General features: G+C 70.3%; 12 protein-coding genes. 6 read left to right on the top strand and 6 right to left on the bottom strand.

What is annotated here, in order from left to right:
- Positions 1–9: 9 nt before the first annotated feature.
- From OG251_RS11780 to OG251_RS11755, 6 genes are read left to right on the top strand one after another with little or no spacing between them, the layout of a single operon-like run.
- Positions 10–879 (top strand): aspartyl/asparaginyl beta-hydroxylase domain-containing protein, encoded by an 870-nt coding sequence (locus tag OG251_RS11780; RefSeq protein WP_326677119.1) that lies wholly within the window; start codon positions 10–12, stop codon positions 877–879.
- Positions 876–1139: a phosphopantetheine-binding protein gene (locus OG251_RS11775; protein WP_326677118.1), complete on the top strand. Its 264-nt coding sequence runs from the start codon at positions 876–878 to the stop codon at positions 1137–1139. Before OG251_RS11780 ends, OG251_RS11775 begins: the two co-directional genes overlap by 4 nt.
- Positions 1140–1144: 5 nt before the next feature.
- Positions 1145–2947: a hypothetical protein gene (locus OG251_RS11770; protein WP_326677117.1), complete on the top strand. Its 1803-nt coding sequence runs from the start codon at positions 1145–1147 to the stop codon at positions 2945–2947.
- On the top strand, positions 2948–4480 hold the full coding sequence (locus tag OG251_RS11765) for an AMP-binding protein (protein ID WP_326677116.1): 1533 nt from the start codon (positions 2948–2950) through the stop codon (positions 4478–4480).
- Positions 4473–5798 (top strand): ATP-grasp domain-containing protein, encoded by a 1326-nt coding sequence (locus tag OG251_RS11760; protein ID WP_326677115.1) that lies wholly within the window; start codon positions 4473–4475, stop codon positions 5796–5798. Before OG251_RS11765 ends, OG251_RS11760 begins: the two co-directional genes overlap by 8 nt.
- Entirely contained in the window at positions 5798–7006 is a 1209-nt protein-coding gene (locus OG251_RS11755; protein ID WP_326681228.1) for an MFS transporter, read from the top strand. The genes OG251_RS11760 and OG251_RS11755 overlap by 1 nt, the downstream gene beginning before the upstream one ends.
- 116 nt (positions 7007–7122) lie before the next feature.
- Here the strand turns inward: OG251_RS11755 and OG251_RS11750 are convergent, their stop codons facing one another.
- The 6 genes from OG251_RS11750 to OG251_RS11725 all read right to left on the bottom strand — a co-directional run bounded on the left by OG251_RS11750 (position 7123) and on the right by OG251_RS11725 (position 14464).
- On the bottom strand, positions 7123–8160 hold the full coding sequence (locus tag OG251_RS11750) for an ABC transporter permease (protein ID WP_326677114.1): 1038 nt from the start codon (positions 8158–8160) through the stop codon (positions 7123–7125).
- The gene (locus OG251_RS11745) at positions 8157–9749 is read right to left on the bottom strand and encodes a sugar ABC transporter ATP-binding protein (RefSeq protein ID WP_326677113.1); all 1593 of its coding nucleotides are present in this window, start codon (positions 9747–9749) and stop codon (positions 8157–8159) included. The genes OG251_RS11750 and OG251_RS11745 overlap by 4 nt, the downstream gene beginning before the upstream one ends.
- A gap of 92 nt (positions 9750–9841) precedes the next feature.
- The gene (locus tag OG251_RS11740; RefSeq protein WP_326677112.1) at positions 9842–10882 is read right to left on the bottom strand and encodes a substrate-binding domain-containing protein; all 1041 of its coding nucleotides are present in this window, start codon (positions 10880–10882) and stop codon (positions 9842–9844) included.
- A gap of 247 nt (positions 10883–11129) precedes the next feature.
- Positions 11130–12467 carry an ABC transporter substrate-binding protein gene (locus OG251_RS11735; RefSeq protein WP_326677111.1) on the bottom strand — a complete coding sequence of 446 codons (1338 nt, stop codon included), beginning with the start codon at positions 12465–12467 and terminating at the stop codon, positions 11130–11132.
- Positions 12468–12559: 92 nt separating this feature from the next.
- Positions 12560–13534 (bottom strand): carbohydrate ABC transporter permease, encoded by a 975-nt coding sequence (locus tag OG251_RS11730; RefSeq protein ID WP_326677110.1) that lies wholly within the window; start codon positions 13532–13534, stop codon positions 12560–12562.
- 3 nt (positions 13535–13537) lie between these two features.
- Positions 13538–14464 (bottom strand): carbohydrate ABC transporter permease, encoded by a 927-nt coding sequence (locus tag OG251_RS11725; RefSeq protein ID WP_326677109.1) that lies wholly within the window; start codon positions 14462–14464, stop codon positions 13538–13540.
- Between the last annotated feature and the right edge of the window lie 179 nt (positions 14465–14643).

Raw genomic sequence — 14643 nt, 5'->3', positions numbered from 1 at the left:
GTCCCACCCATGGCCTCAGTGATACTCGGCCGCATCCCGTTCGACGACGAGCGCCTCGCCAAGGACATCGCCCGGCTCTCGGCCATGTCGGCTCTGCAGGAGCCGTACCAGGCCTTCACCACGGGCACCTGGCTGAACCTCAACCTGTGGAACGCCTCCGGGGACCAGCACGACGGTTTCTGGTACGGGCACGAGCAGCGCCCCGGGCAGGCCACCGCGCTCCTCGACGAGGTTCCGTATCTGCGTGAGGTGCTGACCAGCCGGTTCAATCCGGAGCGCATGACGATGGTGCGAGGGCGCAACGTCGTCGAGTTCTCGATCATTCCGCACCGGGACTTCATCGAGGCCGGTGACGTGCAGGAGTTCTTCCGGGTGATCCTCTTCCTGGAGGACAACGAGCACGCGGTCAACTCCGACGAGGACATGGTCTTCCACATGCGCAAGGGCGAGGTGTGGTTCCTGGACGCCGCCCAGATCCATGCGGGCATGAACATGTCCTCGCGCAGCCGTTGGTCGCTCTGTCTCGACTTCGCGGCGGGGCCCGGCTTCAAGCCGTCCGACATCTTCGCCCGCCCCGAGTCGTACGAGCCCGGCCTGCGGGCCACGCCGGTGGAGCGCAAGCCGTCCTCCCCGGAGTTGCCGGAGCGGCTGCGCGCCCTGAGCACCGTGGTCTCCCGGCACAACATCAAGGACATCGCCTTCCTGCTGGGCCGGATCCACTTCACCGAGGAAGTGCCGATCGGGGCTTCCTGGGACTGGCTCATCGACATCACCCGGGAGTCCGGCGATCCGGAACTGCTCGACATCGCCGAGCGTGCCAAGAAGTTCTTCGTCCTCTCCCGTGAAGTCGGCGAGGACTTCACCTTCCTGCCGGGGTGAGCGTCATCGAGAAGGACCGGTTCTCGCGTCCGGAGTTGATCGAGCACATCACGGGGGTCTGGGAGGACGTTCTGGGGCTTGATCGGGTCGAGTCCGATCAGGACTTCTTCGAACTCGGCGGCCATTCGCTGGGGGCGGTGCGCGCCGCGTCGAGGATCGGGGACGAGGCCGGGTGCGACCTGCCCCTCCGGGCGATCTTCGAGCACCGTACGGTCGACGCCCTTGCCGCCGCGATGCTGAAGATCGGGGCGGCGGGGTGACGGGCGTGCGCGGTGTGTTCCGTGCGGTGGTCGGCGCCGCGGACTTCGAGGTCTCGGTCACCGAGTTCCAGGCGGCCCGGGGGCGGGGCGAGCGGGGGACCGCCGTGCCGGTGTGGATCGGCGAGCGCGTCGACCTCAAGGCTTCGCTCGCCCTCGCGGAGGGGCTCTACGCCGCTCTGCGGGAGCCGCCCGTGTGTGCGGCGGGCGTGGTCCTGGGGGACCTTCCGGAGGCGGTCCGGGCGTTCGCCCGCCCGCTGGCCGGGGAGTGGACGGACGGGGAACCGCCCCTGGGCGATGGCTCGTTGATCGTCCTCGGCCGCTACGAGGACCTGCGTATGGAGGTCATCGGACCGGTCCTGGTGGACGCCTACCGGCGGGGCAGGGATGTCTTCCTGTTGACCGGCCGCGACCTCCACTCGATCACCTGGATGATCGCCAAGCAGTACGGGGACGTGGCCGGCGAGGGCGGGACGGGTCTTTTCACCGATCTCGACATCGAGCCGGTGGCCACTTCGGCGACGTACTACGACTCGCGGTCGCTGGGCGGCGTGCAGCTCGGCCGCATCGCGGAGGAGCGGGTCTGGCAGCGCGTGATGGTCAGCGGTCACGGCACCGAGGACAGCATCAACCTCGGCGCCCACACCGTGTGCGGGCTCAGCCCGGCCGCCGGCCCCGAACGGCCCGGCCCCACCTGCTCGTACGGGCGGGGCTGCTACAAGCCCGAGGACAAGCTGATCCCCGCCCACCGGGTCCGCACCGCGGAGCTCGTACTCAGCGGCTGTGACAGCGGCGCCCTGGCGGATCTCGCCTCCTACGCCCCCCGCTACCAACTGCTCCTGAACGGCGTCGACGGCCCGGCCCAGGCGGTGGTCGCCGGGCTGTCCATGCACCAGTCGGCCCGGGTGGAGAACCTCGTCTGGCTGGACTCGGCGGGGAGCGGGGGGAGCACCGCCCGGGTGCTGAACGCGAGCCTGGGGAGCATGCACCCCTACCCCTCGTTCATCCAGGTGGGGTTGGGGAGTTCGGCCTATCGCGATGCGCGACGGCCGGCGCCGGACCGGGACATATCGGCGGGGCTCGTGCGTGATCTCGGCTCGCGGGCCCGCGGCTTCCTCATGACCGGCATGCTGCCCGCAGCGCACCCCTTGCGGGCACCGCTGGAGCGGCTGGCGGAACGGATCGAGACGACGGCCGTCCGGCCGGTCATGGGGCTGGGGGAGGAGCGGGCGAAGTTCCTCGACTCGCTCATCGACGAGGCTCGTTCACTGGATCGGGCGATGGCCGTACGGATAGCCGAGCGCCCCGACGACGGGCTCGCGGAGTTCCCCCGCTTCTTCGGTGACCGGAGCACGGTCTCGCCGTCGGACGCGACGGCCACCCCCTGCGTGCTGTGCGGGCGGACCGCTTGGGAATACCCGCGCCGGGGGTTCACCGCCCGGGTCCCCCTCACGACCGCGCACGTGTGTCTGAGCTGCGGACCGGTCGGCTACGCGATGGAGGGCGGGGCACGGCTCGGCGCGCACGCGGAGGCGACGGTGTGCGCCGGAGCGGTGCTCCGGATCGAGGTCACGGTCGCGTCGTCGCGGCCGGAGCCCGTGCAGGTGGGCGTGTTCGTCCCCTGGGGGCTCGCCGCCACCGTGTCCCCACCGGTGCACCGGGTCGAGCCCGGCCGGAGCGTCGTCTTCGAGGTGCGGCTCGATGGGACGGCCGCACCGCAGGAACACCACTTCACCGTCTTCGGCGTCCAGGACCTCGCGCTGTCCCTGCTGCGTTGTCCATTCGCCGTCCTGCCGCCCGAGGGGGCCTGAGTGGACAGCACCCTGCATGCGGCGGTGACCCGTCGCGCACGGGAGAGGCCCGACCATCCGGCGCTCGTCGAGGACGGCGTGGCCATCAGCTACCGCACCCTCGACCGGGCGGCCGACCACTTCGCCTCGGTCCTCTCCGGCCACGGCATCGGCCCCGGGAGCCTGGTTCCCGTCGTCCTCCCCCGGTCGGCGCGCCTGGCCGTCACCCAGCTCGCACTGCTCAAGTGCGGGGCGGCGTACTCCGTACTCGATCCGGACTGGCCCGACCAGCGGCTGGAATCGCTGGTCGGGCGGCTGCGGGCGCCGCTGGCCGTCGCGGATTCGCCGGCGTACGGATTCCCCGTCCTGACCCCGCCCGATGAGCCGCTGCGGGAGTCCGCCGACCGGGCGGCCGCGCCCGTGGAGCGGGGCGCCGACGGCGCCTCGCCCGCGATGGTCATCTTCACCTCGGGAACCACCGGTGTGCCCAAGGCGGTGGTCCTGCCGCACCGGGCGGCGCTCCGTCTGTTCCGCGGGGAGGGGCCGGTGTCCTTCGGTGCCGACCACGTCATGCCGCAGGTGTCGAACGCGGCCTGGGACATGTACGCCCTGGAGGTGTGGGGAACCCTGGTGGCGGGCGGGACCTGCCTCCTCCAGGGCGACCGGATGTTCCTCCCGGAGTCCCTGCGCAGGGCCGTCGACGAGGACGGCGCGAACGCGGTGCATCTGCCCACCGCCCTGTTCAACCTGTTCGTCGATGTGGATCCGGGCTGCTTCGCCGGCCTGCGGTCGGTCTTCGTCAGCGGCGAGGCGATGTCCCGGGCCCACGCGGCCAGGTTCGTCCTGGCCCATCCGCAGACCCCACTGGTGAACTGCTACGGACCCGTCGAGTGCTGCATGTTCGTCTCCGCCCACCGGGTCCGCCCGCAGGACTGCGACGAGCCCGAGGGCGTTCCGCTCGGCACGGCCGCGCCGGGAACACGGATCCACGTGATGGCCGACGACAAGGTGTGCCTCCCCGGCCAGGAGGGCGAGATCTGCGTGGCGGGCGAGGCGCTGGCCGCAGGCTACCTGGGGCAGGACGAGCTGACCGGGGAGAGGTTCCGTACCGTCACGATCGACGGCGTCCCCTCCCGGGTGTACGGGACCGGGGACCAGGGGCGCGTGGACGGCGAAGGGCTGCTGCGCTACCTCGGCCGCAGGGACCGGCAGTTGAAGGTCCGGGGGTACCGCGTCGAACCCGCCGAGGTGGAGCACGCGGGCCGCTCGGTGCCGGGTGTCCTCAACTGCGCCGCGGTCCCGGTCCGCGAGGCGGACGGCGGCTGCCAGTCGATGGTGCTCGCCTACACGACGCGGCCGGACAGTGCGGCCGCGGTCGCGTCCGGGGATCCGCTCGCCGTGCGCCAGGCGCTGGCCGCGGCGCTCCCCGAGTACCTGGTGCCCGCCCGCGCGGTGGTGGTCGACGCCCTGCCGCTGACGCCGAACGGAAAGTTGGACCGTGCCGCCCTGGAGGACTGGGGACGCACGCACGACAGGAGGAACAACCATGGCTGAGACCCGACCGCGCCTGCTGATCGTGGGTCTGGACCGGTACACCCTGGACGCGTGCGTCCGGCTGGGCGTGGACGCCGTGGTCGTCTGTGGCGCGAGCGGTTGGGACGACGGGCTCATGAACGTCCCGCCCGAGCTCACCGTTCTCAGGGTCGACGACCAGTCCAGTGCCGAGGCCGTGCTGATGGGGCTGCGCCGGGCCGGTCTCGGCGCCGGCGACTTCGACGCCGTACACACCTCCGACGAGTACTCCGTGGTCACCGCGGGCATGGTGGCCCGTCAGCTGGGTGTGCCGGGGCTCGATCCGGAGACGGCGGTACGTTTCCGGGACAAGTCCCTTCAGAAGGCCGCGGTGCACGGGGCCGGGCTGCCGGCCGCCCGGTGCGTGGTGATCGAGGACGTCTACTCGGTCTCCGGCCTTCCGGAACTGCCCTTCGCGCCCGCCGTGCTGAAGCCGGTGGCCGGTGCCGCCACGGCCCTCACCACGTCGGTCAGGAGCATCGGGGAGCTCCGGGCGAGGAGCGAGGAGTACCGCAGGAACAGGACAGGACAGCGCACCTTCGTCCTGGAGGAACACGTCGTGGGGGACGAGTGGTTCGTCGACGGCCTGGTCTTCGAGGGTGAGTTGCTCTTCCTCGCCGTGGGCGCCTACGGCGATCCCTGCCTCACCGCCATCGAGAGCGGGCGGCCCCTGTGGCTGCGGCACTTCGACCCGAGCGAGGAGAGCCGGGTCTACGAGAAGGCGCGGGGCCTGGTGGGGCCCGCGCTCGACGCGCTCGGCCTGCGGGACGGGGCGTTCCACATGGAGCTCTTCCACGACGGCCCCTCGGGCACGCTGACGTTCGGCGAGTGCGCCGCCCGTCGCGGGGGCGCCCTGGTCCATGAGCAGGTCCAGGCGAAGTTCGGGGTGAACATCGCCGAGTGCGCCGTCCAGATCGCGCTCGGGCGCCGCCCCGAGATCGATGCCAAGGTCAGCCCGGACGTCTTCGGGGGCTGCTACCTGCCGGGGCGTGCGGGGACGCTGCTCGGCTGCCCGACGCCGGAGGAACTGGTGGCACTGGAGCAGGTGCGGTTCGCCCGGATCGAGCACCCCGTCGGCACGCACTTCGCGGCCGGTGCGGTCCACACCAGCCAGCGGATCGGACAGGTCATGGTCGTGGCGGCGTCGGTCGAGCAGCTCACCGGGCGCTTCGAGGAGGTCAGGCGGTGGTTCGACGAGCGCCTGTGGGTGCTCCCCGACGGCCTGACCACCCGGGGAAGGCGTGAATTCCAGCGGGACTGGCGTCCCGACGCCGATTTCGGAGACACCTTGTGGCGGTGATGACCGCCCTGCTGCCGGTCGGCAGGGGCCAGCGCGTGGTCGCCCTGACGTCCTTCGTGCACAGCTTCGGTACGGGGCTGTCCTTGGCGGCAGGTGCGCTCTTCTTCACGCGGATCGTCGGTCTGCCCGCCTCCCAGGTCGCCGCCGGTCTGTTCGCCGGGGCCCTGGCGGGTCTCGGCGCGGGGGTGTACGTCGGCCGCTCGGCGGACCGCTGGGGGGCGAAGCGGGTCCAGATGGCGGTCGCGGCCTGCGGGACCGTGGTGAACACCGGGCTGTTGCTGGTGCACACCTTCTGGGCCTACTTCCTGGTCTCCCTGCTGTCCGGCGCGGTGATCGCGGCGAGCTGGGCCACCCTGGCCCCGCTCGTCCGCGGCTTCGGCGGGCCCACGCCCGCCGTCTTCCGCGGCTATCTGCGGTCGGTGGGCAACCTCGCGATCGCACTCGGCGCCGTGGCAGCGGGCTTCGCCATCCAACTGGACACCAGGGAGGCCTTCCTCACCGTCATGATCGGCCGGTCCCTGACGTACCTGGTCTCCGGTCTGATCCTCTTCTGGCTGCCGCCCTTCACCGTCGACGACGGCGGCAGCCCGAGCCGTGGCTGGGCCGCTCTGCGCGATCGCACCTACCTGACCGCGACGGCGATCAACGCGGTGATGTCCCTGCACTTCACGGTGCCCACCTTCCTGCTTCCACTGTGGATCGCGGACCACACCTCGGCCCCCCGGTGGACGATCTCCGCGATGCTCGTCCTCAACACGATCCTGGTGGTCGTCCTCCAGGTCCGTTTCAGCCGGAGCGTCGGCGACGTACGGTCCGCGGGAACCGCGATGCGCTGGGCGGGCATGGCGCTCGCCGCGGGCCTCGTCCTGATGGCGCTGGCCGAGAAGCCCCCGAGCGGGCCGGCCGTCCTCCTCCTCGCGGCAGGAACGATCGCCTACACCCTCGGTGAGATCTGGCACAGCGCCGCCTCGGCCGAGTACTCCTTCGGCCTCGCCCCCGCCGCCGCGCAAGGCCAGTACGCCGGAGTCTTCGGCCTGGGCCACGGACTGGCCGAGGGAGCGTCACCAGCCGTCATGAGCGCGCTCCCGCTGGCCCTGGGCCTCCCCGGCTGGCTGCTCCTCGCCGCCCTCCTCCTTGCCACCGGCCTGACCTGCCGGCCCTTCATGGCGCGCAGCTCGATCGTCCAAGAGCTGCCCCGCCAGGGATGACGGGACAGCCCCCAGGACCGCTGGGACCGCCCTGCTGACAGAGGGTCACCGGAGGCGGACCACGCACGAGGACGTGCCGCGGCGGACGCCGTCCCCGGTGGCGCGGGCGGAGCCGGTCAGTGGGGCAGTCCGACGGCCCGGGCGCCGCTGCGGCGCTGTTGGATGACGACGGCCACCACGAGCAGGGCGCCCTGGGCGACGTTCTGCCAGAACGTGTTGATGCCCTCGACGGTGAGGCCGTTCTCCAGGGCGCCGAGCAGGGCCACCGCCAGCAGGGTGCCGCCGATGCCGCCCTTGCCGCCCTTCAGGGCGCAGCCGCCCAGTGCTGCGGCGGTGATGGCCTTGAGTTCCAGGCCCTCGCTGCCGGAGGTGGGCTGACCGGAGCCGGTGCGGGCGGTGAGCAGGATGCCGGCGACGGCGGCGACCACGCCGATGAGGACGTAGACGGAGACGAGGTACTTGTTGATGTTGATGCCCGCGAGGCGGGCCGCGGTGTCGTTGCCGCCGATGGCGTAGATGTTGCGGCCGATGTCCGTGTACGTGAGGAGCACGTGCACGGTGAGGGCGACGACGATCAGGATCCAGACCATGACCGGCAGGCCGGCGATCTTGCCGCGGCCCAGGAAGACGAACACCTCGTTGTTGAGGACGTAGCCCTGGGCCCGGCCGTTGGACAGCAGTTGGGCGAGGCCCTTGTAGGCGGCGAGTCCCGCCAGGGTGGCGATGGTGGGGTTGACCCGGCCGTAGACGATGATCAGACCGTTGAGCAGCCCGACCAGGACGCCGACGCCCACCGCGGCGGCCATGCCGAGGTACGCGTTGGACCCGAGACCGGTGAAGGCCATCGCGCTCACCACGGAGGCGACACCGACCTGCGAGCCCACGGATATGTCCAGTCCGCCGCAGATGATGACCACGGTCTGGACGATCGCGAGCAGCCCGGTGATGGTCGCCGCCTCGGCGATCACCTGCATGTTGGACAGGCTCAGATAGTTCTCGTTCAGGGCACCGAACAGGGCCAGCACGGCGACGAGGGCGCCGATGAGGCTGATGTTCTGGCCACCGAGGCCCGCGAGGAGCCGTGGCCCGGCGGACTTGCGGCCGTCCCCGGCGGGTTCCTGTACGGCGGGGGACGGAGTGCTGGTGACGGTCATGACGTGGCTCCCGGGGCGGCGCCGACGATGTCGTCGGCCATGGCGAGGGTGAGGACGGACTCTTCGTCGGCGTCGTCGTGGCTGAGTTCGCCGGTGATCCGGCCGCCCTGCATGACGACGACTCGGTCCGCGAGGCCGAGCAGTTCGGGGAGTTCGGAGGAGATCACCAGCAGGGCGACGCCGTCCTCGGCCAGTTCGGCGATGATCCGGTAGATCTCCGACTTGGCACCGACATCGACACCGCGCGTCGGTTCGTCCAGGATCAGCACCTTCGGTCGACGGGCCAGCCACCGTGCCAGTACGACCTTCTGCTGGTTGCCGCCCGACAGCGTGCCCACGGCGTGGCCGGTCGACGGCGTGCGCACCCGGAGCCGGTCCGTGTACCGCTGGGCCAGCTCACGCTCGGCGGACCGCCGAACGAAACGGAAGCGACGCAACCGGTTCAGCACCACGAGGGAGATGTTGTCCCTGACGGACCGCTGGAGGAAGAGCGCCTGGGCCTTGCGCTCCTCGGGCGCGAGTCCGAGACCGGCCCGGATCACCTCGCCGGGACGTCCACCGCGCAGGAGCGTGCCGTCCAGTGTGATGCTGCCGCTGCGGACCGGACGGTCACCGGCGAGGGCGAGGGCGAGTTCGGAGCGCCCGGCCCCGATGAGCCCTGCGAGCCCGACGATCTCCCCGGCGTGGACCTTCAGCGAGATGTCCCGCACGTCGTCGGTCGTGACGTCCCTGATGTCCAGCACCAGCCGGTCGGTGGCCACCCGTTCGCGGACGAACATGCTGGACAGGTCCCGGCCGACCATGAGACGGACGAGTTCGCCCTCGCTCGTCGCGTGCGCCGCCTGGACCCCGACCAGTACACCGTCGCGCAACACGGCGATCCGGTCGGCCAGTTGGAAGATCTCCCGCATGCGGTGGGAGACGTAGACGATGGCGATGCCCTCGGCGCGAAGGCGCCGGATGAGGGCGAAGAGCGCTTCCGTCTCGTGCTCGGCGAGGGACGAGGTGGGTTCGTCGAACGCGATCACCTTCGCCCGTACCTCACCGGTCAGGGCCCGCATGATCTCCACCAGTTGGCGCTGCGCGGGGGTGAGCTGGGAGCCGAGGAGGCGGGGGTCGAGGATGTCGGCGAAGCCGAGCCGCTCCAGGTCCGCCTCGATCCGGCGCTCCAGCTCCGCCCGGTCCAGCACCCGGCCGCGCTTGCGCGGGAGGGCTCCCGCGTAGACGTTCTCGGCGACGGAGACATGCGGAATGACCTCCGGCTCCTGCGGGATGATCCGGATGCCCGCCGAGCGCGCGGCGGCGGGTGAACCGAACCCGGTGCGTTCGCCGTCGATGGATATGTACCCCTCGGTCGGCGGATGGTCGCCGGTGAGGATCTTCAGCAGCGTGGACTTTCCCGCGCCGTTCTCGCCCATCAGGGCGGTTACCCGGCCCGCGGGGAAGTCGAGGGTGACTCCACCGAGAGCCCGTACCGCGCCGAATCGCTTGGTGATTCCGTGTACGCCGACGGAGCCGGTCGGGGCCGTGGGTTCGTGGTGCTCGCCCGAGGGTGCTGGCTCGGCGGCGGGGCTGGGCACGTGGGGCATGGGTCGCTTCACCTCGAAGGCGTGGGGTAGGGGGCCGGCGGTTCGCGAGGCGGGTGGGCGCCGACTGCGCGGCGCCCACCGGCCGGAGCGCGTCAGCCGCAGGTGACGCCGGACGACTTCCAGGTGGCGCGGTCGACCATGGTGGTCGGGGCGAATCCCTCGGCGGGGAAGTCCTTGCCCTTCCTGAGCTTGTCGTACATGGTCTGCACGGCCAGTGCGCCGACGTCCTTGCCGTTGATGAACAGGGCGGCCCGCATGCCGGTGGGCTCGTCCGTGCTCCACTCCTTGCACGCCAGATAGGCGCCGAGTCCGACACCGATGACGTTCCGCGGCTTCACTCCGGCGTTCTCCAGCGCGGTCACGCCGCCCATGACGTTCTCGTCGTTGCAGCCCCACACCACCCAGTTCTTCACCTTCGGGTGGGCGGTGATCGTCGCGGCCACCTTGTCCTGGGCGCCCGTCGGTGTGTTGTCGGTGGGCACGTCGATCAGCTCGACGCCGGGGGCTTCGGCGGCGAAGGACTTCCCGGCGGCCTCGACCCGGTCGCCGCAGACGGTGACGTCCTGCTTCCAGGCGGAGATGATCCGGGTGTCCGCCGCCTTCCAGCCCGCCGTCACGAACTCCTCGGCCGCGCGCTTGCCGACCTCCGTGCCCATCTGCTCCCCGCTGAAGCCGATCCGGGGCACGAGGTCGCCCTTGGCGCAGTCGTCCACGTCAGGACCGGTGGTGCAGATCTGGTCGTCGGACGTGAGCAGTGCGACCTTGCCGTCCTTGGCGGTCCGGACGACCTGGGGGCCGACGGCCGGGTCGGGGACGACGATGATGATGCCGTTGGTCTTCTGGGCGATGGCGGACTGCACTTCGCCGACCGTCTTGTTGGCGTCGTTGCCCAGGTTGACCACCTTGAGATCGATGCCGAGCTCGTCGGCCCTGGCCTTGGCACCGGCGGCCTCGCCCACGAAGTACTCCTGATCCCCCTGCTTCTGCAGGTAGGTGAGGGAGATCTTGCCGTCCACCTCGGTGACCGGGTCGTCCCCGGCCGCCTCCTGGCCCGAGGAACACGCGGTGCCCAGGCCGAGCGTGAGCAGCAGACCGGTGGCGGCGGCTGTGCGCCGACGGGACGTGCGGGACATCTGGATCTCCTTTGTACGGAGGGCGACCGCCGATGGAGGGGAGCGCCCGGTCAGTGTGGGGACCATCAGGGGCGTTACGTATCAGAGCGGGTGCTGTCTGATGAGATCGGGAATATTGCGCATAGCGAAGTGAAGTCCGCATATTTCGTCGCCGGGAAGGCATGGCGGTGCCGTCCCGTTCACGTGGCCGCTTCCGCCACCCGCGGCGGCGGAAGCGTGCCCTGCGTGCGGGTCCGAGGACCGGGAACTACTTGTTGACGCCGAAGCCCTGGTCGGTGCCGTACTTGATGCTCGACTTCTGCCAGGCGTCCAGGCCCTGGGACAGGGTGGTCGAGGAGACGTACGCCTTGCCGACGGTGTCGTTGAAGACGGAGTTCGCGTACACCTGGTAGGGCAGGTACGACCAGTCGGTGCCGACGTCACGGGCCGAGCCGGCGAAGATCTTGTTGGCCTGCTGACCGCCGAAGTACGGGAACGGGGTGTCCAGGAACGCCTTCGACTCCAGGTCGGCGCGGGTCGCGGGGAAGGCGCCCTCGGCGATCCGGGACGTGGCGCCCGCGCCCGTGGTCGCGTACTCCGTGAAGGCGTAGGCCAGTTCCTTGTTCCTGGCAGCCTTCGGTACGGCGAGGGAGCTGCCGCCGTTCTCGGCACTCGCCGTCTTGCCCTTGGTCCACTGCGGCAGCGGGGCCGCCCGCCAGTCACCGGACGCGGAGGCCACCCCCGAGGTGAAGTTGGCGGGCATCCACGCGCCGATGGCCAGGGTGGCGATGGAGCCGTCCGCCAGACCCTTGTACCACTCGTCGCTCCAGGAGCTGACCGGTGAGAGGAGGTCCTCGTCGAGCAGCTTCTGCCAGGTGTCGGTGTAGGTCTTGGTACCGGCGTCCGAGAAGTCGATCGTGACGTCGGTGCCCTCGGTCCTGTACGGGCGGCCTCCGGCTTGCCAGATGAGGCTGGTGGTGGCTCCCGCGTCGCCGGTGTCGTTGCCGATGAAGATCTTGGGATCGGCCTTGTGCAGGGTGCGCGCCGCCTCGACGTACTCGTCCCACGTGGTGGGGACCGCGACGCCGTGCTTGTCGAAGACCTTCTTGTTGTAGAACAGCGCCATGGGGCCGGAGTCCATGGGGAGGGCGTAGACGGCCTTGTCGTACTTCACCGCGCTCCAGGGGCCGGTGGTGAAGCTCTTGTCGTGGGCGGCGGCGCCGTAGGGGGCCAGGTCCTCGATGGACTCGCCGATGGCGAACTGGCCGACGGCGTAGTACTCGATCTGGGCCACGTCGGGGGCCCCGGAGCCGGCGGCGATGGCGTTCTGGAGAGCGGTGTACTGCTTGTCGCCGGTGCCGGCGTTGACGATCTCGATGTCGACCTGGGGGTACTTCTTCTCGAAGTCGGCGGCCACCTTCTTCAGCGTGGGCTCCCAGGCCCACACCGTCACTTTGCCGCCCTTCTCCAGCGCGGACTTGACGTCCTTCTTCCCTCCGCCGCCGTCGGCGGCCGGGTCGGAAGAGCCGCAGGCGGTCGCGCCGACCGTGATGGCACAGGCCATGGCCGCGGCGGCGAGAAGCCGCAGGGTGCTGTTCGTCCTCATGCGTGGTGCTCCTGGTTCGGTGTTCGAGGAAGAGGAGGGCAGGAGTGGGGGTGAGGGGGAGGGGGAGGGGAGAGATGTGGGGAGGCGCGGGGTCATTCCTTGACGCTGCCCGCGGCCAGGCCGGACTGCCAGTACCGCTGGAGCAGGAGGAAGATCACCACGATCGGCACGATCGTGAGCAGGGAGCCGGTGATGATGAGGTCGAAGACCGCGTCGCCGCCGGCGGTCTGCGCCTGGGAGTTCCACGCGTTCAGCCCGAGGGTGAGCGGGTACCAGTCCGGGTCCTTGATCATGATCAGGGGCAGGAAGTAGTTGTTCCAGGTCGCGACCATGGAGAAGATCAGTACGGTGACGATTCCCGGCATGAGGAGTGGCAGCGCGATGCGGAAGAAGGTGCGCAGTTCGCCGGAGCCGTCGATGCGGGCCGCTTCGAGGAGTTCGGCGGGCACCGCCTCGGAGGCGAACACCCACATCAGATAGAGCCCGAACGGTGAGATGAGGGACGGGATGATCACGGCCCACGGGGTGTTGGTCAGTCCCAGGTTGCTGAACATGAGGAACGTCGGCACCGCGAGGGCCGTACCGGGCACGGCCGCGGCCCCGATGACGACCGCGAACACGGCGCGGCGGCCGGGGAAGCTGAACTTGGCGAGCGCGTATCCGCCCAGGACGGCGAGGAGTGTGGCGCCGCCCGCGCCCGCGGCGACGTACAGCAGGGTGTTGAGCAGCCAGCGGACGAAGACGCCGTCGTCGTAGGTCAGGGTGCGGGTGATGTTGCCCCAGAGGGTGAAGTCCTCGCCGAACCACAGGCCGAAGGAGTCGAGCAGGCCCTTCTCGTCCTTGGTCGCGTTGATGACGAGCCAGATCAGCGGAAGCAGTGCGTAGACGAGGGCCAGCCCGGTCAGAAGCGTCAGCGGGACGCTGCGGCGGGGGCTGAGCGGGGTGTGGGGGCGGCGGCGGGGCGTTCGCAGACCGGTGGTGCGGGTGGTGCGGGAGGCGCGCGCGGAGGGGGTCCGGTGAGCGGGGTCAGCGGCGTTCGAGGGGATGTCGGCGAGGTTCGTGGTCATGGCTCAGGCCTTCCGCATGCCGCGCAGTTGGACGGTGTAGGCGATGACCGCGGTGATGACGCCCATCACGATCGCCACGGTCGCCGCGTAGTTGTGCTGCTGGCCGGCGAAGGACAGCGAGTAGGTGTACAGGTTGGGGGTGAAGTCGCTCGTGATCGCGTTCGGGGCGAGCTTCTGGAGGATGCTCGGCTCGTTGAAGAGCTGGAAGCTGCCGATGATCGAGAAGATCGTCGCGATGACCAGGGCGCCCCGGATGGCGGGCAGTTTGACCGCGGTGATGATCCGCCACTCCCCGGCGCCGTCGATCGAGGCCGCTTCGTAGAGCGAGCGGGGTACGACCTTCAGCGCCGAGTAGAAGATCAGCATGTTGTACCCGACGAATTCCCAGGTGACGATGTTGCCGATGGAGGCCAGCACGAGGGACGGCGAGAGCGGGTCGGGAAGGGTGAGGCCCAGGGCGTCGTTGATGTTGCCGACCAGGCCGAACCGGGTGCCGTAGATGAAGCCCCACATCAGGCTGGCGACCACGGCGGGGACGGCGTACGGCAGGAAGATCGCGACCCGGAAGAAGGACGTGCCGTAGAGCCGGCCGCTGTCGATGGCGAGTGCCACGAGGAGGGCGATGCCCAGCATGACCGGCACCTGGACGGCCAGGAAGAGACCGACCCGGGCCAGCCCCTCCCAGAACTGCGGATCGGTCAGCGCCTGGCGGTAGTTGGCCAGACCGACGAAGGAGTTCCCGCCGATGAGCCGGTCGCGGAAGAGGCTGAGGTAGAGCGCGTACCCGATCGGCGCGAGGAAGACGAGCCCGAAGACCGCGACGAACGGACCGGCGAATCCCCACCCCATGAGCGCCTCCCTGCGAAGGCGGAGGGAGGCGCGTGGTCGGGGTGGTGCAACTGCCTTCGCCGGCGTCTGCAGGAGCGTCATGATGGGGGTTCCTTGGGTCGGTGACCGGCCGGTCTGTGTGACGAGGAGAGGGCGCCCGAAGGCCGGAGGCGGCTGGGTCGGGGCGGGGCCGACAAGAAATGTTTACGTAATCATCGGTAGCGTGATGGTGACACTCTCGCTGGGGGTCGTCAAGCACGGAGAGGCAGTCAATGGAAGGG

Origin of the sequence: Streptomyces sp. NBC_01237, from assembly GCF_035917275.1 — a bacterium.
Taxonomy (GTDB): domain Bacteria; phylum Actinomycetota; class Actinomycetes; order Streptomycetales; family Streptomycetaceae; genus Streptomyces.
Note: the sequence above shows the minus strand (reverse complement) of the source record. Positions and strands in the feature narration are given on the sequence as shown.